The 18,863-nt window shown below is 60.5% G+C and carries 21 protein-coding genes; 11 read left to right on the top strand and 10 right to left on the bottom strand.

What is annotated here, in order from left to right; translation table 11 throughout:
* Positions 1-127 precede the first annotated feature (127 nt).
* Entirely contained in the window at positions 128-397 is a 270-nt protein-coding gene (locus tag B5F88_RS14865; RefSeq protein ID WP_087347716.1) for a hypothetical protein, read from the bottom strand.
* A gap of 325 nt (positions 398-722) precedes the next feature.
* On the opposite strand from B5F88_RS14865, the gene B5F88_RS21970 reads away from it, so the two are divergent.
* The 3 genes from B5F88_RS21970 to B5F88_RS14880 all read left to right on the top strand — a co-directional run bounded on the left by B5F88_RS21970 (position 723) and on the right by B5F88_RS14880 (position 2,906).
* Entirely contained in the window at positions 723-1,121 is a 399-nt protein-coding gene (locus tag B5F88_RS21970; protein ID WP_343286473.1) for a hypothetical protein, read from the top strand.
* Positions 1,122-1,158: 37 nt separating this feature from the next.
* Entirely contained in the window at positions 1,159-2,334 is a 1,176-nt protein-coding gene (locus B5F88_RS14875) for a site-specific integrase (RefSeq protein WP_087347719.1), read from the top strand.
* Between the two features lie 116 nt (positions 2,335-2,450).
* Entirely contained in the window at positions 2,451-2,906 is a 456-nt protein-coding gene (locus B5F88_RS14880) for an ATP-binding protein (protein ID WP_087347721.1), read from the top strand.
* Positions 2,907-2,965: 59 nt separating this feature from the next.
* Here B5F88_RS14880 and B5F88_RS14885 read toward each other — a convergent pair whose 3' ends face one another.
* From B5F88_RS14885 to B5F88_RS14925, 8 genes are all read right to left on the bottom strand, one after another.
* Positions 2,966-3,337: a hypothetical protein gene (locus B5F88_RS14885; protein ID WP_087347723.1), complete on the bottom strand. Its 372-nt coding sequence runs from the start codon at positions 3,335-3,337 to the stop codon at positions 2,966-2,968.
* 28 nt (positions 3,338-3,365) lie between these two features.
* On the bottom strand, positions 3,366-4,547 hold the full coding sequence (locus tag B5F88_RS21120) for a PepSY domain-containing protein (RefSeq protein ID WP_204246252.1): 1,182 nt from the start codon (positions 4,545-4,547) through the stop codon (positions 3,366-3,368).
* A 57-nt stretch (positions 4,548-4,604) separates the two neighbouring features.
* A complete protein-coding gene (locus B5F88_RS14900; RefSeq protein ID WP_087347725.1) occupies positions 4,605-5,522 on the bottom strand; it encodes a PepSY domain-containing protein in 918 nt (305 codons plus the stop codon).
* Positions 5,523-5,599: 77 nt separating this feature from the next.
* A complete protein-coding gene (locus B5F88_RS14905; protein WP_087347726.1) occupies positions 5,600-6,964 on the bottom strand; it encodes a HAMP domain-containing sensor histidine kinase in 1,365 nt (454 codons plus the stop codon).
* A complete protein-coding gene (locus tag B5F88_RS14910; RefSeq protein ID WP_087347728.1) occupies positions 6,961-7,653 on the bottom strand; it encodes a response regulator transcription factor in 693 nt (230 codons plus the stop codon). Before B5F88_RS14910 ends, B5F88_RS14905 begins: the two co-directional genes overlap by 4 nt.
* A 144-nt stretch (positions 7,654-7,797) precedes the next feature.
* A complete protein-coding gene (gene trxA, locus B5F88_RS14915; RefSeq protein ID WP_087347730.1) occupies positions 7,798-8,112 on the bottom strand; it encodes a thioredoxin in 315 nt (104 codons plus the stop codon).
* Between the two features lie 27 nt (positions 8,113-8,139).
* Positions 8,140-8,997, bottom strand: coding sequence for an NAD(P)/FAD-dependent oxidoreductase (locus B5F88_RS14920; RefSeq protein ID WP_087347732.1), 858 nt, complete (start codon positions 8,995-8,997; stop codon positions 8,140-8,142).
* Complete coding sequence (locus tag B5F88_RS14925) at positions 8,979-9,290, bottom strand: metalloregulator ArsR/SmtB family transcription factor (protein WP_087347734.1); 312 nt, start codon at positions 9,288-9,290, stop codon at positions 8,979-8,981. The genes B5F88_RS14920 and B5F88_RS14925 overlap by 19 nt, the downstream gene beginning before the upstream one ends.
* Before the next feature lie 170 nt (positions 9,291-9,460).
* On the opposite strand from B5F88_RS14925, the gene B5F88_RS14930 reads away from it, so the two are divergent.
* On the top strand, positions 9,461-11,143 hold the full coding sequence (locus B5F88_RS14930) for a glutamine--tRNA ligase/YqeY domain fusion protein (protein ID WP_087347737.1): 1,683 nt from the start codon (positions 9,461-9,463) through the stop codon (positions 11,141-11,143).
* Positions 11,144-11,203: 60 nt separating this feature from the next.
* Entirely contained in the window at positions 11,204-12,232 is a 1,029-nt protein-coding gene (locus B5F88_RS14935; RefSeq protein WP_087347739.1) for an aminotransferase class I/II-fold pyridoxal phosphate-dependent enzyme, read from the top strand.
* A 47-nt stretch (positions 12,233-12,279) separates the two neighbouring features.
* Here B5F88_RS14935 and B5F88_RS14940 read toward each other — a convergent pair whose 3' ends face one another.
* A complete protein-coding gene (locus B5F88_RS14940; RefSeq protein ID WP_087347742.1) occupies positions 12,280-13,053 on the bottom strand; it encodes a hypothetical protein in 774 nt (257 codons plus the stop codon).
* A 196-nt stretch (positions 13,054-13,249) separates the two neighbouring features.
* Here B5F88_RS14940 and B5F88_RS14945 point away from each other — a divergent pair, with 196 nt between their 5' ends.
* The 6 genes from B5F88_RS14945 to B5F88_RS14970 all read left to right on the top strand — a co-directional run bounded on the left by B5F88_RS14945 (position 13,250) and on the right by B5F88_RS14970 (position 18,209).
* Positions 13,250-14,278: an FAD:protein FMN transferase gene (locus tag B5F88_RS14945; RefSeq protein WP_087347745.1), complete on the top strand. Its 1,029-nt coding sequence runs from the start codon at positions 13,250-13,252 to the stop codon at positions 14,276-14,278.
* Positions 14,253-14,660 (top strand): NusG domain II-containing protein, encoded by a 408-nt coding sequence (locus B5F88_RS14950; protein WP_087347748.1) that lies wholly within the window; start codon positions 14,253-14,255, stop codon positions 14,658-14,660. Before B5F88_RS14945 ends, B5F88_RS14950 begins: the two co-directional genes overlap by 26 nt.
* Before the next feature lie 51 nt (positions 14,661-14,711).
* Entirely contained in the window at positions 14,712-15,227 is a 516-nt protein-coding gene (locus B5F88_RS14955) for a Gx transporter family protein (protein WP_087347751.1), read from the top strand.
* Between the two features lie 82 nt (positions 15,228-15,309).
* The gene (locus B5F88_RS14960) at positions 15,310-16,569 is read left to right on the top strand and encodes a polysaccharide deacetylase family protein (protein ID WP_087347756.1); all 1,260 of its coding nucleotides are present in this window, start codon (positions 15,310-15,312) and stop codon (positions 16,567-16,569) included.
* 86 nt (positions 16,570-16,655) lie between these two features.
* A complete protein-coding gene (gene cdd, locus B5F88_RS14965; protein WP_087347759.1) occupies positions 16,656-17,051 on the top strand; it encodes a cytidine deaminase in 396 nt (131 codons plus the stop codon).
* Positions 17,052-17,054: 3 nt separating this feature from the next.
* Positions 17,055-18,209, top strand: coding sequence for a DUF362 domain-containing protein (locus tag B5F88_RS14970; RefSeq protein ID WP_087347762.1), 1,155 nt, complete (start codon positions 17,055-17,057; stop codon positions 18,207-18,209).
* Positions 18,210-18,863 lie beyond the last annotated feature (654 nt).

The following is an 18,863-nucleotide window of genomic DNA, read 5'->3' on the forward strand; positions in this document are numbered from 1 at the left end:
CGGTAATACCAGTACCCATTTTGATACCTCATACCCTGTACCCCCCCTTCTGCCGCCTTGCCTGCCCTCACAGGTGAGGCGGCGTTTTTTGTCCATATACAGGCTTTTGGCCCTTTTGGCCCTTTTGTCACGCCACACAAAAGCGGCGGGTGGTGGTGATCCGGGTGAATCGCTCGGCCACATCCGGCAGGGCCTTGCGGAGGGCTGTGGTGTCAATACGGGAGGCATTGACGGCCTTCCAGGTGATCTTATACTCCCCGGCCCGCAGTTCCTCAGCGTCGCCCATAGCGGCCTTGATCGTGTCCTTGATGGCCTCAGCCTCAGCCGTGGCCTCCTCAATCAACGCCTGGAGCTGGCGCAACTCCCTGATCTTGCTTTCCAGTTCGTGGGTGCTCATACTGTACCGCCCTTCCTCCCCACTTTAGGGGAAACTATTGGACAAGCGCCGGGGGCATTACGGCGTAGCGTTATTCTAAGTGCGTCTCAATCTCCCGTATCCCTTGCCGGTCTTACCTTGTGTTCTTGGTATCCACCTTGACTTGTCCCTCTCGACATTATGTATTATAATATATCTGCGCAGATATATCAATGGTTAAAAGCCATAAATATATCTACTCAGATATATGCAAAATAGCTATATACACAGATATATATATTTGGTATAATAACGTTATACTGGAGAAGGTGTGCCCATTTTAGGGCACCCAGGAAGGAGCGATAAAATGCCAGCATCAAAGGCACAGCAGCGGGCGGTCAATAAGTATATGGCTAACAACTATGACCGCATTAACCTCACAGTCCCCAAAGGCCAAAAGGACATTATCAAGACCCATGCAGAGGCCAGGGGCGAGAGCGTAAACGCCTTTATAGGGAGAGCCATTGCAGAGGCGATGGAGCGGGACAAGAGGCCCCAGGAGGCCCAAGCGGTACAGGAGCGGACAGAAGGTGTCCCCCTCCACACCCTGGAGCAGCGGATCCGAAAAAAACTGTATAAGTATGGGGCCACCATCCGCAAGAACAGAAAGAGCGGCGGCTATACCGTTGTATATGAGGACACGACCCTTGATTTCTCGGACTATGCCGCCCTGCTGGAGTATGCCCAGGGGTTGGATAAGGATTAACCACGAAAAAATGCACAGTTAAAAGGGGGCGAAAGTATTGGCAACGGTCAGAAAGCGGGAGGGCAAAAAGGGCGTATCCTATCAGATACGGGCCTCCTGTGGTTATGATAGCCGGGGAAAGCAGATTGTCCGGTCAGAGACATGGAGACCGGCCCCAGGCATGACCCCGGCACAGATAAAGCGTGAGCTAGAGCGCCGCAAGGTTGTCCTAGAGACCCAGGAGTTGACGATCAGCGGGGCCGTCAAGCTTGAAGATTTTGCCGAGAGGTGGTTTAAGGAGGTTGGAGAGCATACCCTACGGGCTAATACCCTGGATTCTATGCGCCGTAGAGCGGCTAGGGTATACCAGGGCATAGGCCATATCCGGTTAGATAAGCTGACAGCCCTGCATATCCAGTCCCTAATTAACAACCTACAGGAGGAGGGCATTAACAAGACTACAGGCGGGGGGCTGGCCCCCAGCACTATCCGGGGGTATATGGCGTTTATCTCCATAGTCCTCACCTATGCCGCCAAAATAGGCGTGATCTCCTCTAATCCATGCAGCCGTGTGACCCTCCCAGCATCCAAGCACAAGGAAAAGGAGGTATACACCATACAGGAGGCCCAGCAGCTACTTGACAGCTTGCAAGGCGCTCCCACGGTCTGGAGAGTATTTTTTACCCTTGCCATTTATGGGGGCTTTAGGCGGGGTGAGCTATTGGGCCTTGAATGGCCGGACATTGACCTGGAGGGCCAAACCATCAGTATTAGGCGTACATCCAATTACACAAAAAGCAAGGGTGTGTATACCGATACCACTAAGACCGTGGGGAGCCAGAGAACCGTTAAAATGCCCCTGGAGGTAATATCCTTGTTGCGATCCTGGAAAGCAGAGCAAGCCCAGCAGCGCCTAATATTGGGCCAGCAATGGGGTGCAGGAGATAGGGTATTTACCAGTGATGAGGGTAAAGCAGTAGCCACTAGCAGCCCCAGGGAATGGCTATCCCGGCATTGTAAGCGCACAGGCCAGCGGTGCTTAGGTATCCATGTATTCAGACACCTTAACGCCTCCCTGCTTATTACAGGCGGTGCAGACGTGCGTACCGTCTCCGCTATGCTGGGGCACAGTAATACCAGCACCACCCTTGACCTATACGCCCACACCTTCCAGGAGGCCCAGGCAAGGGCAAGTGAAGCGGTGGCCGATCTTCTACAGGCAAAGGCCAAGTGACCACCATTTTTAGGCCGATGAAGGACAAATAATGGACAAATTTGCAGTACCTTGAAAAATGAATATCCTGTAATCCCTTATATACCAACGGATTGCAGGAATTTAGGGGGCTATATATGTTTGATATCAGCCAGATCACCCACTACCGGGAAAACAACCGGCTGGAGGCCAAGCTGGCCACCGGCGGGCTGCCCCACAGCATTTGGGAGACCTATTCCGCTTTTGCCAACACCTACGGCGGGGTGATCCTGCTGGGGGTGGAGGAGCTGCCCGACCACTCCCTCCGGGTCCAGGGCCTGCTGGATCCCCAGGAGCTGGTGGAGCAGTTCTGCGCGCTGCTCTCCGACCCCAAGGTGGTGAGCGTCAACCTGCTGAAGGAGGAGGACATCCAGATCCTCCACGTGGACGGCGGGGATATTGTGGCCATCTTCGTGCCCATGGCGGAGCGGGATCAGCTGCCGGTGTACATTGGCGGGGACCTGGTCCGGGGCTCCTACCGCCGCAGCGGAGACGGAGACTACCACTGCACCCAGGCCGAGCGCAACGCCATGCTCTCCGGCCGGTCCCATTAACGCCATCACAAACAAAAACACGGGGAGCGACCCTTTCGGTCGCTCCCCGTGTTCTGTTTTCAGCCTGTTGTGGTATCCTGCTCCGCCTCCGGCACGATCTCAACCAGTTCCGGCTGCCGGTCTCCCAGGGCCAGCAGGTCGGCCTTCTCCTGGAGGACGCTGGACACATAGCGGCAGGCCGCCACCATGCCCCAGAGAAGGAAGGCCCCAAAAATCTGGTCCTCCAGTTCGTCCATGAGGAAGATAAACGCAGTCCCAATGCCGCCGGCCATGGCGATGCGGAATCCAGCCAGAACCACCGCCAGGGTAAAGAGCAGGGCGGCCGCCATCAGGAAGTAGGACAGCAGCTTCACCGCCCCTCCCGCGATGGACAGATTGGAGGCCTTGGGCTGCTCGGCATAGAGCTTAAACCATTTCTGACCCTTATTCACAGCGGATGCTCCTCCTTATAATTGGATATCAGTCGTAGATGGAATCTACATCCCGGGAGATTACGGTGCCGGTGTAGGCGTCAATCTCAAAGTCATACTCCATGGTGCCGTAAACGATCTCCACCTCATACTCCATCCGGCCGTCGTCCCGGTCCAGCTTGCAGGAGCGGACGTTGGACTGGGTAGCGCCGGACACATAGGACAGGGCGATGCTGATGGCCTTATCCCGGGTAATGGTGGTGCCGGTCTGGTTGGCGGGGGGAGTGTAATAATCGGCGTCATAGTCAAAGCTGAGGATTGCGCCAGTCCTAGCGTCAATTTCGTAGTCGTACTCCTTATAGTCGCTGGTGTAAAACTCTACATCATACACCTGACGGCCGTCATCCCACTCCAGATAGGCGCGTACAAAGCTGACCTGATTGGAACTCAGACCGGCATGGGCCAGAGCCTTGCTCTTGGCCTGGTCGGCGGTGATCAGGCCTGTGGTGGTCTGGCCGAAGCCGGTGTTGCCAGTATTGCCAGTATTACCAGTGTTACCAGTATTACCAGTATTGCCAGTATTACCAGTGTTACCAGTGTTACCAGTATTGCCAGTGTTACCAGTATTGCTGCCGTTTCCGAAGCTGTCGGCGTCGGTGATCACAAGCCCGCCGCCGCTGCCGCTCAGGGTAGCGGTGCTGGTAGTGCCGTCCCAGCTCACAGTCTTGCCCATCAGGTTGCCGATGGCCCTCAGGGGCAGATAGATGGAGCCATTATAGACCAGGGGATAAACGGTGGAGCCATTCTCGTTTGTGAAAGCGCGGACCACGCCGTCCACCGTTACGGTGATATCGGTGGAGACCACCGCGGCCACATTCTGGGCCACAGTGGTGTTGTCAGGCGTGCCGGCCACGCCGCCGTTGGTACGGGTGCCGCTGAGAGAGGCAGTCATGCTGCTCTGATCCCAGTTCACATTCTTGCCCATCAGCTCGCCGATGGCCCGCAGGGGCAGATAGGTGGTGCCGTTATAGACAATGGGGTGTACCTCGCTTCCCCCGGCGTTGTAAAAGGTGCGGGTGGCCCCGTCCACCACCACGTTGATGTTGGGGGAGAGTTGGGCGGTCACATTGGTATTCACCGCGCTGGCGCTCATCAGAAACATACCAGCCGTCAGGGTTCCACAGAGCACCAGAGCGCCTATCCGCTTCACAAGTGTGTTTTTTACCTTCATTGTTCTTTCCTCCTATTCAAATTGTTGCTGGGTAATTTGGGTTTATTATCTATTAAATCAGTAGCCCCACCGTTCTACTTCCCACTCACGGATGGCGCCGCTGTAGCCGTCAATGGTAAACTCATACTCCATACCGCCATAATAAATGCTGCCTTCATACTCCAACCGGCCGTCATCCCGGTCCAGTTTAAATTCATAGATGTCGCTGGTGGTGGCGCCAGGTACCTCCGCCAGGGCGATCTGCTTGGCCTGGTCGGCAGTGATGGCGGTACCGCTGGAGGTGGCGGGCGGGGTGTAGCTCTCAGCGTCGTAGTCATAGGAGACGATCTTCCCGGTAGAGGCGTCGATCTCGTAGTCGTACTCCTTGTAGTCGCTGGTGTAGAACTCCACATCGTACACCTGGCGGCCGTCGTCCCAGTCCAGCTTGCTCTTGATGAAGGTCACCTGGCTGGAGGACAGGCCCGCGTCAGCCAGGGCGATCTCCTTGGCCCGGCTCTCGGTGATGCCGGCGGTGGTCTGGGTGTTGTTATTCTGCTGGGTGGTGGTGTTCTGCTGGGTACCGGTGTTCGTGGCGCCCGTGTTCGCGGTGTTGGGGGTGCTGGCCGCCGGCGTGGCGGCGGGGGTGGCCTGAGGCACGGGGGTGGCAGAGGTCTCCACCCCGGCCGTCACCTGCTCATTCCCGGACTGGGGGGTGACGCTGCTGATCACCACGCCGGTAACGGCGTCGATGTCGTACTCATAGGACTGGCCGTTGGCGGTAAAGTCCACGGCGTAGAAGTCCATCCCGTTCTGCTTATCCAGTCCGGCGGTGGAGAAGGAGGCGTTGGCCTCCGATACTCCGGCGCTCTCCAGCGCGATGGCCTTGGCTGCGTCGATTCCGATATATTCCGCCTGGCTGCCCTGCTGCCCGCAGCCGGACAGACCGGCCATCAGCATCGCGGCGGCACACAGGCCGTAAATTGCATTTCGTTTCATTTGAAATGCCTCCTTTCTTCTCGTTGGCTATATCCTACCAGTCCAACATGAAATAAACATGAAATGGAATTCATTTTTCAAATTTTTTCTTTCGGCTCCATTCCCTCCAGCGGAAGGTGGAGGGTGAAGGTGCTGCCCAGGCCGGAAATGCTCTCCAGCGTCATGGTTCCGCCGTGGGCCTGGGCGATCTTCCGCACCATGGACAGCCCCAGCCCGGCTCCCCCCCGCTCGCTGCGGGAGGGGTCCACCTGATAAAACCGCTGCCACACCTTCTCCTGCTGCTCCCGGTCGATGCCGATGCCGTCGTCCTTGACGCTGAGCTGGATCTCCTCCGCCGTCCGGCGCAGCTCCACCCACACGTGGCCGTCCGGCTTTCCATATTTAAAGCCGTTGTCGATCAGGTTCTGGGTGAGGCGGGTGATCAGGGCCGTATCCACCCGGGCCAGGATCCCCGGTTCGCACCGGCAGAGCAGCCGGTCCTTGGGATAGGTCTGCTCGGCGCACAGCTCCTCCACCAGGGCGGACAGGTCCACCTTTTCCTGGCAGGCCATATCGGTGCCCTGGTCCAGGCGGGTGATGCTCAGCAGCTGGCCGATGAGCCGGGACATCTTGTCCGCCTGCCGGTGGATCATGGAGATGGTCTCCAGATGCTCCTCCGAGGTCTCCTCATATTTCTCCGCGTATTCACAGGCGCTTTTGATTACAGATACGGGGGTGCGCAGCTCATGGGAGGCGTCGGCGGTGAACTGGGTCTCCGCCTCAAAGGAGCGCTCCAGCCGCTCAAACATCTGATTGAAGGTCTTGGCCAGGCGGACAAACTCATTTTTTCCCGGGGGGATCTCCACCCGGGCCGACAGGTCGGAGGCCTCGCTGATGGCGGCCGCGGTGCTGGTGATCTGCTCCAGGGGGCGGAAGGCCCGGCGGGCGATCAGGTAGCCCCCCACGGCAGCCAGCAGAATGAAAATGGGCAGGGTGATCATGGCGGCGCGGAGCAGATTGGTCAGCGCCGCGGAGCTGCGGGGCACCTCCAGAATCCCCCGGATCCACACTCCGTTTTCCCAGCCCATGGGAATCCAGAAGTCCAGCACGTAGTACAGGTCGCCCGCCACCTCCACCACCCGGGTCAGGCCGTTTTCAAAGGGCTCCTCGGTGCTGAAGTTCACCGGCACCTGGCCGGCCAGCAGGGCCTCGCTCTGGCTGTAGATCAGGCTGTAGACTCCATCCTCATAAAAGCTGAAGTCCTCCCCCAGCTGCAGGGAGCCGTCCACCATCTCCACCTGGTGCAGATTGGCACGGACAGTCTGGGAGAGCTGCTCCATAGCCGTCTGGGTGGTGACGGTGCCGCTGATGAGCAGCAGAAAGGCCAGCAGCAGCCCGGCCATCATGGTCATCAGGAGCAGATACCAGACGGTGATGCGCACCTTGATCGTTACATTCCTCACGTGGTCTCCCCTTCCTCCTTGGCCTCCCGGATGGTCCAGCCCAGGCCCTTAATGGTATAGATCAGCTTCTGGCTGTGCTCGCCGTCCACCTTTTTCCGCAGGCGGCTCATATAGCCGTCCACATTGTTGGAGCTGCCGGAGTACTCATAGTTCCAGATCCGGTTCTCCAGCTGCTCCCGAGAGACTACCTTATTCTTATTGCGCATCAGATGCTCCAGAATGGAGAACTCCTTGGGCAGCAGGGTGAGCTCCACGCCCCCCCGGGTTACCCGGTGCTGCTCCACATCCAGCACCAGATCCCCCACCACAAACTGATTCTTCCGCTGCCCCACATGCTTGCGGGTCATGGCCCGGATGCGGGCCAGCAGTTCATCAAAGTCAAAGGGTTTGATTAAGTAGTCGTCCGCCCCCAGGTCCAGGCCCTTCACCCGGTCGGCAATGCTGTCACGGGCGGTCAGGAAGAGCACCGGCACGTCGCTGCCCTGCTCCCGCATCTCCTGAATGACCGTGTACCCGTCCTTCTTGGGCATCATCACGTCCAGGATCACCGCGTCGTACTCCGCCCCCAGCATATGGAGCTGGGCCTCCTCCCCGTCCCAGCAGCCATCCACCGTATAGCCCGCCTTTGTCAGCACCTTCCGGATCAGGAGGTTCAGGTCCTGCTCGTCCTCTACCACCAAAATGCGCATCGTCTCGTTCCTCCATCCAATCTCAGGGCTTGCGCCCTTCTTCTGTGTCACTATTTTACACGCTATGGCTGAATTTTACAATGCGGAATATGGAAAAGCCCCTCCGTCCGCTGAAATTTCAGCGGACGGAGGGGAAACGGGTTGTTACAGGTTGGCGTCCAGCACGGCGGTGTAGGTGGCGGGAGGCATAACCCCCACCTTCCGGTCAAACTCCTTGCCGTCCTTGAGGAACACCACGGTGGGAATGCTCATGACGCCAAAGCGCATGGCCAGGTCGGGCGCGTCGTCCACGTTCACCTTACCCACCAGGGCCTTGCCCTCATACTTGTCCGCCAGCTCCTCCATCACGGGAGCCAGCATCTTGCAGGGGCCGCACCAGGAGGCCCAGAAGTCCACCATGGAGATACCGCTGGCCGTGGCCTTGTCAAATCCGTCCTTGGTCAAATGAATGATCGCCATAATCAAATCGTCCTTTCTTTATATACCTTATACCTGTTGGTCCAAATGCTCCAGATATTCCGCCGCCCGGTGGCCCGCCACCTGGCCCTCCCCCACGGCCTTGGAGACCTGAAGAGGAAGTCCGGTGCAGTCCCCGGCGGCAAACACGCCGGGTATGTTGGTGGCCATATTCCGGTCCACCTTAAGATAATTGCCCTCCAGCTCCAGTCCGGGGAGCAGGTCTGTGGGGGCCATGGAGGAGCGGAGAATGAACACGCCCTCGCAGGGGATGACGGCGCTGCCCGCCCGTAGGCCCTCCACCTTCTGTTCCCCCAGGATCTCCACCTTGCCCGCCTTTACCGTCAAAATGTCCGGCCGCAGGCCGTCAGGCTGGCCGGGGCCCACATAGGTGACCTTGCAGCCGATCTCCCGCAGCCAGTTGGCCTCCGCCGGGGCGCCGGCCGTCAGGCCCACCACCGCGATCTCCTTGCCCCGGTAGAGCATCCCGTCGCAGGTGGCGCAGTAGCTCACCCCCGCGCCCAGATGGGCCTCCTCCCCGGGGTACTTGGCGGAGCGGACCACTCCGGTGGCCAGCACCACCGCCCGGGCCTGCTCCATATCGCTGCCGATACTCAGGTAGAATGTGCCGCTCATGGGCATGATATTCAAGACCCGGCCCTCTTTCTCCTCCACACCCATCCGCCGGGCGTGGTACCGGAACTGGTCCAGCAGCCGGGCGCCGGTAACGTTATAAAAGCCCAGGTAGTTGTCGATGCGCTCGGTCTTGTAGAGGGGATTATCCCGGATGTCTCCGCTGACCACCAGCACCGACCGGCCTCTGGCCCGCCCCTGTGCCGCCGCCGACAGCCCAGCCGGGCCGCCGCCGATCACCGCGATATCGTACACTGATACTCCTCCTCCCTGTCCCCGAACAGCGCCGAAACCACCGCCGCCGCCGCCGGGTCGGCCACCTCATAGTAGACCTCGTTGCCCGACCGGGCCGCCCGTACCACCCCCACAGCCTTCAGCCGCATGAGGTGCTGGGAGATGCAGGACTGGGACTGTCCGGTATTGGCCTCCATGCAGCCCACATTGCGGCAGCCGTTGAGCAGCAGTCCCCGGACAATCCGCAGCCGCAAAGGATGAGACAGGGCCTTGAGCAGCTCCGCCTTCTGGCCGTAACAGGATTCCAGCTCCACTGTGGCTCACCTCCATCCGCAATTTCTAATATTATTATATTCAAATATTCTAATATGTCAATACCATTATAAAAAATTTTTTACCCGCCCCTTCGCCGGGTCCGCTCTTGCATTTTGCCGCCGTTGGGGGTACAATATTAGTTCGTATCAAGATAGAAGGAGTGAATCAAATGCCAGAAGAACTGAAGCCCACCATGACGCAGAACTTTATCCATGATTTTATTGATGAGGACATCGCCCAGGGTGGTCAGTTCCAAGGCATGACCGTCCACACCCGGTTTCCTCCGGAGCCCAACGGCTACCTGCACATCGGCCATGCCAAGGCGATTTTCGTGGACTTCGGCACGGCGGAAAAGTACGGCGGGCTGTGCAACCTCCGCATGGACGACACCAACCCCACCAAGGAGGATGTGGAGTACGTGGAGGCCATCCAGGAGGACATCCACTGGCTGGGCTACGACTGGGGCGACCGGTTCTACTTTGCCTCGGATTATTTTGAGCAGATGTACGAGTACGCTGTGGAGCTCATCAAGAAGGGGCTGGCCTATGTGTGCGAGCTCACCCCGGAGGAGTTCAGGGAGTACCGCGGCGACGTGAATACCCCCGCCCGTTCCCCCTGGCGGGACCGGCCGGTGGAGGAGTCCCTGGACCTGTTCGCCCGGATGCGGGCGGGCGAGTTCCCCAACGGCAAGTACACCCTGCGGGCCAAGATCGACCTGACCAGCGGCAACTTCAACATGCGGGACCCGGTGATCTACCGCATCAACCACATGCACCATCACCGCCAGGGGGACAAGTGGTGCATCTACCCCATGTACGACTTTGCCCACCCCATCGAGGACGCCCTGGAGGGGATCACCCACTCCCTGTGCTCCCTGGAGTTTGAGGACCACCGGCCCCTGTACGACTGGGTGATCCAGAACTGCCCCGTGCCCGCCAAGCCCCGGCAAATCGAGTTTGCCCGGCTGGGCATCAACTACACCGTCATGAGTAAGCGTAAACTGCGTCAGCTGGTGGAGGAGGGCCGGGTGTCCGGCTGGGACGACCCCCGGATGCCCACCCTGTGCGGTCTGCGCCGGCGGGGCTACACCCCCCGGGCCATCCGCAACTTCTCCGAGCGCAACGGCGTCAGCAAGGCGGCCTCCACGGTGGAGTACGCCTTCCTGGAGCACTGCCTGCGGGAGGACCTGAACGAAACCGCCCAGCGCCGGATGGCGGTGCTTCGCCCGGTGAAGCTGGAGATCACCAACTACCCCGAGGGGCAGAGCGAGAGCTTCACCGTGGAGAATAACCCCAACCGCCCGGAGGACGGCAGCCGTCAGGTCACCTTCTCCCGGGAGCTGTATATCGAGGCCGACGACTTCCTGCCCGCCCCGGTGCCCAAGTACAAGCGGCTCTATCCCGACGGCCCGGAGTGCCGCCTGAAGGGGGCCTATGTGATCAAGTGTACCGGCTGCGAGACCGACGGGAACGGCAATGTGACCAAGATCACCGCCACCTACGACCCGGACAGCAAGGGCGGCGACCCCGCCGACGGCCGGAAGATCAAGGGTGCCACCATCCACTGGGTGGACGCCGCCACCGCCGTGGACGCGGAGATCCGCCTCTACGACAACCTCTTCTCCGACGCCGAGCCCGACGCCGGCGACAAGAACTTCCTGGACTGCCTGAATCCCGGCTCCCTGGAGGTGCTCTCCGGCGCCAAGGTGGAGGCCGGTCTGGCCGGCGCGAAGGCCCCCGCCTCCTTCCAGTTCCTGCGGCAGGGCTATTTCTGCGTGGACAACAGGGACTCCGCTCCCGACCATCTGGTGTTCAACCGGTCGGTAAGCCTGAAGGACTCCTTTAAATTCTAACCACACCAAATAGCGGGCGGCCCCTGGCCGCCCGCTCTATGTTATCGGGAGGTTACAACCATGAAGTATCTGTTCCGCAACGACTACTCCTTCGGCGCCCACCCCAAAGTGATGGACGCAGTGTGCGCCGTCAATCTGGAGGGCAACTGGGGCTACGGCGACGACCAGTACACCGCCCGGGCCAAAGACCGCATCCGGGAGGTGTGCGGCTGTCCCGACGCCATGGTGGAGTTCCTCATCGGAGGCACCCAGACCAACGTGGTGGCCTGCTCCTTCCTGCTCAAGCCCTGGGAGGCCGCCATCTGCCCCGACTCCGGCCACCTCAACGGCCATGAGGTGGGGGCCTTTGAGGCCACCGGCCACAAGATCCTCACCGTGCCCGCCACCCCGGAGGGCAAGATCACCCCCGACATGCTGCCCCCTCTGCTGGAGCTCCACCAGGACCCCCACCTGACCAAGCCGGGGCTGGTGTACATCTCCAACTCCACCGAAAACGGCGCGGTGTACACCAAGGCGGAGCTCACCGCCCTGTCGGAGTTCTGCCATAAAAACGGCCTGCTCCTCTTTGCGGACGGCGCCCGGCTGGGGGCCGCCCTCACCTCCGACGCCAACGACCTGACTCTGCCGGAGTTCGCTCATCTGGTGGACGCCTTCTACATCGGCGGCACCAAAAACGGCGCTATGTTCGGCGAGGCCCTGGTGATCACCCGCCCCGAGCTCACCGACGGCTTCTTCCGCATGAAAAAGCGGATGGGGGCGGTGATGGAGAAGGGCTGGATCCAGGGCGTCACCTTCCTCACCCTCTTTGAGGACGACCTCTACTTCAAGATGGCCCGCCAGGGCAACGAGATGGCCGCCCGGCTCCAGAACGGGCTGAAGGCCAAGGGCTGGACGCTGTGGGTGGAGTCCCCCACCAACCAGGTGTTCGCCGTGATCCCCAACCAGGTCAAGCCCAAGGTGGACGAGGTGTGCGACTGCGAGGTGTGGTGCCCCTACGACGAGAGCCATACCGTAATCCGCTTTGTCACCTGCTTCCACACCACCCAGGCCGACGTGGACGGTCTGCTCGCCGCCCTGCCCAATCTGTAAGAATCAAAAAAATCCCCGGAGCCAGGCTCCGGGGATTTTTTGCTTTGTCACATGAGGCGCACGGTATAGTAGACGGCCAGGATCAGCAGCCAGGCCACCAGCACCCCGTACAGCAGGGTCAGAGCGCCCATCATCACAGCGGCAATGGCCACCACCGCCACCAGAGCGCAGGTCACATACAGCAGGGCGTAGTTGGCCCCCTTGGGGAACACCTGTACGGGCGCGCCCTTCACGGTCAGCTTGCCCTGGCTCTTCTGCATCATCCGGAACAGCACCACCGCCGCCACCAGAAGCACCGCCAGCGCCACGGCATAGGCATAGCCCACCAGAGAGGCACCTCTCACCCGGGGCAGCAGCTTGATTCCCAGCAGGCCCAGGGCGCAGAACACGGCGGAAACAAAGAATTCCCGCTGATAGAGGTAGTAGATCAGGGCCAGCACCGCCACCACGGGCACCGCGATGTAGAGGAACTTAACCCCGCTGACGTCAAAAATCCGGACTATTACGGCGCACACCGCCAAAATCAGGGCAATAAGGGCCAGCACGCCGGTGAGCTTCACCAGCTTCCCTGACTTTCTGGCGGCCAGCCAGAGGGCGGCCAGTACCACAAAGCAAATGGGCAGCACAATGGCCAGCACCTTGAATACACCCCGGAGCGAGTAGGCAAACTCAATTTCGGAGGCGGTGTAGTTGACGTATACCCGATTGAGCAAAAGCAGCAGCGCTTCCAGAATGACGGAACCCACAATCCACCAGAGGACCTTGTTCAGGACCACGTCCTCCTGCTTCGCCCGCTGCGCCTGCTGTTCTTTCTTATTCATGCATCCATCTCCTGTGCGCGGCGCCTTCGGTCCGTCTCCTGGAGCACTGGCGCCTGCGAAATCATCAATCTCGTATAGTTTACCAGAATTCGAGCCATATTGCAAGTCAAGATTCCCTTTCCTCTTTCCAATCTACAAAAAATGTGATAAAATGTCGTCTGCCTGTCCCAGCCTTACTACTATATAGGAGTATGCCATGAAACGCTTGATTTCTTTCCTCCTGGCGCCTCTTTTTTTCCTTTTGCCCGGCTGCGGCGCCCAGGAGGCCGAAGAACAATTTTTCAGTATGGACACCGTCATGTCCATCCATGCCTACGGCAGCGGAGCGGCGGAGGCCGCCGCCGCCGCCCGGCGGGAGGTGGAGGCGCTGGACAGCCAGCTCTCCCGCACCAAAGCGGACAGCCTGATCTCCCAGCTCAACGCCCACGCCGGAGACGGCACGGACGTGGCCCTGGATACGGACACAGCCCGCCTGCTGGCTTTTTCCAAATCCATCTCCCAGCTGCTGCCCGGCGATTTTGACATCACCATCGCCCCGGTGATGGACGCCTGGGGCTTTACCGGGGAGAACCGGCACGTGCCCGACAGCGAGACCCTGTCCGCCGCCATGGCTCTGGTGGGCAGCGAGGGGCTGTCGGTGGACGAAGCCGCGGGCACCGCCCGGCTGGAGCGGGCGGGCATGGCGGTGGACCTGGGCGCGGTAGCCAAGGGCTACGCCGCCGCCAAAGCGGAGGAGGCCCTGCGGGAGGCGGGGATCACCTCCGCCCTGCTGGACCTGGGCCGCAACATCACCGCCATCGGCCCCAAAACCGACGGCACAGCCTGGCGGGTGGGGGTGGCCGACCCGGAGAACGACAGCCAGTACCTGTGCATCCTCTCTCTGGAGGACCAGACCGCCTCCACCTCCGGAGGCTATGAGCGCTATTTTGAGGAAAACGGCGTGCGCTACCACCACATCATCGACCCCGAAACCGGCTATCCCGCGGACTCCGGCCTGAAATCGGTGACGGTGATCTCCGCCGACCATCTGCTGGCCGACGCTCTCTCCACCGCCCTGTTTGTGGCCGGGCCGGAGGAGGCCCTGGAGTTCTGGCGGAGCCGGGACGACTTTGAGCTGGTGCTGTGCACCGGGGAAAACCAGCTGCTGGTCACCGAGGGACTGGAGGCCGGGTTTACCTTTACCGGAGAGGAGCTGGGCTATGACTGCCAGATTATCCGCCGCTGACCGGCGGCGGCCCACCCCCTGGGATCTGCTGGTGGCGGTTCTGGTGGTGGGGGCCGCCGTGGCCCTTCTCTTTTTTCTCCGGCAGGAAAGCGGAAACTTTTTGTCGGCCCGCGTCGTCTTAGATGGTGAAACCATCGCACAGTACAATCTGACCACCCTGACTGAACCGGTAACTCTGGAGGTAGACGACGCCCCCTATCCCCTGACCATTCAGGCCGAGCACGGCCGCATCCGCATCGTGGAAAGCAGCTGCCCCGGCCAGGACTGCGTCCACACCGGCTGGGCCAGCCGGGCGGGACAGCAGCTCATCTGCCTGCCCAACCGGCTGGTGATTGCTCTGGAGGGGGAAACCTCTGAGGGAATAGACGCCGTAACCGGCTGAAAGTTCCCCGTTTCGGCCAAATTTTTCCTAACAACCCGGAGGTGAAGCCTCTTGTCCACATCCCTGCGGCGGCTGACCCGCTGCGCGGTGCTCACCGCCCTGGCCCTGGCCCTCTCGGTGGCGGAGGGATTGGTGCCCCTGACGGTGCTCTTTCCCCTCCCCGGCCTGCGGCTGGGCCTGGCCAATCTGGTGACGGTATACGCCCTGTGCCGCCTGTCCGGCCGGGATGCCCTGCTGATCCTGTTGGCCCGGTGCCTGCTGGGGTCCCTGCTGGGGGGGAACCTGACCGCCCTGGCCTTTTCCCTGTCCGGCGGGCTGCTGGCCCTGGCCGTGATGGCCCTGCTGCTGCGGCTCAGCTGCCTGTCCCTCTTCGGCGTGTCCATCGCCGGGGCCGCCGCCCACAACACCGGGCAGATCCTGGCCGCTATGGTGGTGCTGGGCGGTCGGGCCCCGCTGGTCTACCTGCCCCCCCTGCTGTTCTGCTCTCTGGTTACCGGGGCGGTCACCGGCGGCGTGTCCATGCTGCTGGTCCACCGGGTCCCCGCCCCGGGCGACATAAAATCTTAAGGATTTGTCATCGAATTGTAGTTGCTTTTCCCGTACTGTGTCGTAAGATGGTGCCTAGAAAGAAACAGGAGGTTCGATCCCTATGAATGGTATGTTTCGGCGCACGGCCGCGCTGGCTCTGGCGGCCGCTCTGATGCTCCCCCTGGCCGCCTGCGGAAAAGGCTCCGACACAGTCGGGCCCAACAACACCCCCGCCGCGGAGGCCACTCCCACGCCGGAGCCCACGCCTACCCCCGATCCCTATGATGCGGTGCGCAATTACTGGAGCGAGGACCAGCTCACCCAGGCCTGGGGCCCCGACCAGGTGGTGGAGCATCTGTTCTTCCATCCCGTCATCGCCTATCCTGAGTACACCTTCTCCAGCGCCATCCCCGCCGACCGGCAGAAGGGCCTGGACGACTGGATGGTGACCGCCGACGAGTTCAAGAAGATCCTGCAGAGCGTGTACGACAAGGGCTATATTCTGGTGAACATGGGCGACGTGTGGAGCGAGGTCACCGATGAAAACGGCGTCACCCGGATGCAGCGCAATACCCTGATGCTCCCGGAGGGGAAAAAGCCCCTGGTGATCTCCTTTGACGACGTGAACTACTACCAGTACATGCTGGAGGAGGGTTTTACCTCCAAGCTGGTGCTGGGAGAGGACGGACAAATCTGGGCTGAGACAAAGGACCCCTTCACCGGGGAGGTCTCCCTGACCCAAGACCTGGACGCCACCCCCATTCTGGACAACTTCGTGCTGGAGCACCCCGACTTCTCCCTCAACGGCGCCAAGGCCATTTACTCCCTCACCGGGTATGAGGGCATCTTCGGCTACCGCACCCAGAACGATATCGACATCGCCGCCGACGACCCCGCCCGCCCCGCCTTCGACGCCAAGCGCCAGGCGGAGATCGAGGCGGTAAAGCCCATCATTGAGCGGCTGAAGGAGACCGGCTGGACCTTCGGTTCCCACACCTGGGGCCACATCCGGCTGGACAGCCGGCCCCTGGAGTCCATTCAGCGGGACACCGTCCGCTGGGCCGAGGAGGTGGGCAGCCTGGTGGGTCCCACCAATATTCTGTTCTATCCCCACGGCGGCCGCCCCGACGGGGACGACTGGCACACCACCGGCCCGGTATTCCAGTATCTTCAGAGCCAGGGCTTCCGGATCTTCGCCAGCGTGGGCATCAACTCCTTCTCCTATATCAAGGACGACATCTCCGCCGTCATCTGCGACCGGCTCCACCCCGACGGCACCACTCTGCGCAACGGCAAGGCCCTGAAGTGGTACGAGCAGTTCTACGACGCCCGGGAGATCATCGACCTGGATGTGCGCCCCAACCTGGGCACAACCTGGTAACGGCTCCCGTTGCAGAAAACTCAACCCTGTGGTACAATGGATTTCCAATCCGTTGTACCACTTTTTTATGGAAGGAGGCGGCCAATATGACCGATCAGGAATTGGTGGAACTGGCCTTTACCATGCTGGAGCGCTCCTATGTACCCTACTCCCACTTCCCCGTGGGGGCGGCGCTGGAGTGTGCCGACGGCACCATCTTTACCGGCTGTAATGTGGAAAACTCCGCCTACGGCTCCACCATCTGCGCCGAGCGCACCGCCCTGGTGAAGGCGGTGAGCGAGGGACACCGGGACGATCTCACCCGTATCGCCGTGGTGGGCAACTCCACCGAGCCCTGCTGGCCCTGCGGCGCCTGCCGGCAGATGCTGTATGAATTCGCGCCCGACCTCACCGTGCTGGTAGCCCGGAAGGACCACAGCTTTGTGAAGCTGTCGCTGAAGGAGCTGCTGCCCCACGGCTTCGGACCCAAGTCCATGGACTGAGCCATGGAGGGAAATCGGGTCTATGTGGTCCCCTGCCCCGACTATGACCAGGTGGAAACGGCCCTGGGGGCCGTCCTGGAGCAGATGGGCGGGATGGGCCGCTTTGTCAGGCCGGGGGAGCGGATCCTGCTGAAGGCCAATCTGCTCCGCCCCGCCCCGCCGGAGTCGGCAATCTGCACCCACCCGGCAGTGGTGGCGGCGGTGGCCAAACTGGTCGCCCAGGCGGGCGGGCGGGCGGTGATCGCCGACAGCCCCGGCGGCGCTCTGCAGAAGGAGTCCACCCTCCGGCACCTGTACGAGAAAACAGGCATGGCCCAGGCCGCCGCCCAATCGGGGGCGGAGGTGTGCTGTGACGCATCCACCCGGCTGGTGTCCCTGCCCCGGGGAAAAGCCCTCCGCCAGGCGGAGGTAATCGCTCCGGCGGCGGAGGCCGATGGGGTGCTGGACCTGTGTAAGATGAAAACCCACGTGCTGATGGGCATGACCGGAGCGGTGAAAAACAATTTCGGCATCATCCCCGGCCTGTCCAAGGTGGGCTTTCACGGCAGCCATCCGGACCGGACGGATTTCGCCGACGTGGTGCTGGATCTGACGGACTTCCTCTCCCCCCGGCTGTCCATCATGGACGGGGTTCTGGCCATGGAGGGGGAGGGACCCGGCGCCTCCGGCACCCCCCGGCGGGTGGGTCTGCTGCTGGTGTCGGAAAATCCCCTGGCTCTGGACGTAGCGGCGGCGGAGCTCATGGGGCTGCCCCGGGAGTCCAATCCGCTGCTGCTGGCCGCCCAGCGCCGGGGCCTGACCCCCAACCGGGCGGAGGAGGTGGAGCTGGTGGGAGGCAGCTGGGAGCAGCTGCGCATCCCGGACTACCGGTTCCCCGCCAATGTGCGGCGGGATCTGATGGAGTTCCTGGGCCCCCTGGCCGCCCCAGCCAAAAAGCTGTGCAAGGCGCTCCTGTCCCAGACGCCCCGCATCCGGCCCAACCGCTGCGTGGGCTGCGGCATCTGTCAGAAATCCTGCCCAGGCAAGGCCATCACCATGGAAAACGGCAAAGCCAGAGTCCACCCCAGCTCCTGCATCCGCTGCTACTGCTGTCATGAGCTCTGCCCCCAGAAAGCGGTGGAGCTGAAGCGGGGGCCTCTGGGCAGACTGCTGCAATAAAAAAAGACCGCTGCGGCGCCAATGTCATTAAATTAAGGGTGGGAAGGTATCTTTCCACCCTTAATTGTTTTTAGAAAATTTGCGAAACGGTTAAATTTACACTCCGTTCACACATACTACCGTAATTTGAGGTAGCATAAAGGTGGCCTTGTAGCCCACATGAGAGTTTTTGTATTTGATATTTGTGTTTAATGAATTTACTTGTTGATTGCTAATTTTTAAATTTTGAGAGTTTATAACACAAAGCGTTGAGTTGCTATCAAATGGTTGAGTGATATGCACCGCGCACAATAACCGTATAGCCCCGTCGTCGGAGGGGGTACGGTTGTTGTGCGCGGTTTTTTGTGTTTTCTTCCGACCACGGATATATAAAGCAGGCCGAAGAAGATGCTAATTCCGTGTCCTCACCTTCTTCATGATTCGCTCGAAAGGAGTTATAACAATGAAGTACTATCTTCAAGTTCTTTTAGCCATTTCTGTTTATATGAGTCATTTTGATCCTTTTCATTCTATGTGTTGGGTATTTATCTCCAGAGATACCAGGGATGTTAGCGTCAGGCGATAATCGCCATTCCGGGTCAGGCGAAAAACGCCAATTTTGGTCAACTGAAAACAGCCATTTACAATTTGAATAGTTCCTTTACACTGGAGGCG

Source organism: Flavonifractor sp. An306 (genome assembly GCF_002159455.1).
Classification (GTDB): Bacteria; Bacillota; Clostridia; order Oscillospirales; family Oscillospiraceae; genus Flavonifractor.

Bases quoted from the DNA above. Each gene is read 5' to 3' on its own strand.
- B5F88_RS14910 (WP_087347728.1), bottom strand. From the start codon at position 7,653: ATGCGCATTTTGGTGGTAGAGGACGAGCAGGACCTGAACCTCCTGATC.
- B5F88_RS14865 (WP_087347716.1), bottom strand. From the start codon at position 397: ATGAGCACCCACGAACTGGAAAGCAAGATCAGGGAGTTGCGCCAGCTC.
- B5F88_RS14960 (WP_087347756.1), top strand. From the start codon at position 15,310: ATGAATGGTATGTTTCGGCGCACGGCCGCGCTGGCTCTGGCGGCCGCT.
- B5F88_RS14970 (WP_087347762.1), top strand. From the start codon at position 17,055: ATGGAGGGAAATCGGGTCTATGTGGTCCCCTGCCCCGACTATGACCAG.
- trxA (WP_087347730.1), bottom strand. From the start codon at position 8,112: ATGGCGATCATTCATTTGACCAAGGACGGATTTGACAAGGCCACGGCC.
- B5F88_RS21120 (WP_204246252.1), bottom strand. From the start codon at position 4,547: ATGAAGGTAAAAAACACACTTGTGAAGCGGATAGGCGCTCTGGTGCTC.
- B5F88_RS14950 (WP_087347748.1), top strand. From the start codon at position 14,253: ATGACTGCCAGATTATCCGCCGCTGACCGGCGGCGGCCCACCCCCTGG.
- B5F88_RS14945 (WP_087347745.1), top strand. From the start codon at position 13,250: ATGAAACGCTTGATTTCTTTCCTCCTGGCGCCTCTTTTTTTCCTTTTG.
- B5F88_RS14930 (WP_087347737.1), top strand. From the start codon at position 9,461: ATGCCAGAAGAACTGAAGCCCACCATGACGCAGAACTTTATCCATGAT.
- cdd (WP_087347759.1), top strand. From the start codon at position 16,656: ATGACCGATCAGGAATTGGTGGAACTGGCCTTTACCATGCTGGAGCGC.
- B5F88_RS14935 (WP_087347739.1), top strand. From the start codon at position 11,204: ATGAAGTATCTGTTCCGCAACGACTACTCCTTCGGCGCCCACCCCAAA.
- B5F88_RS14940 (WP_087347742.1), bottom strand. From the start codon at position 13,053: ATGAATAAGAAAGAACAGCAGGCGCAGCGGGCGAAGCAGGAGGACGTG.
- B5F88_RS21970 (WP_343286473.1), top strand. From the start codon at position 723: ATGCCAGCATCAAAGGCACAGCAGCGGGCGGTCAATAAGTATATGGCT.
- B5F88_RS14880 (WP_087347721.1), top strand. From the start codon at position 2,451: ATGTTTGATATCAGCCAGATCACCCACTACCGGGAAAACAACCGGCTG.
- B5F88_RS14900 (WP_087347725.1), bottom strand. From the start codon at position 5,522: ATGAAACGAAATGCAATTTACGGCCTGTGTGCCGCCGCGATGCTGATG.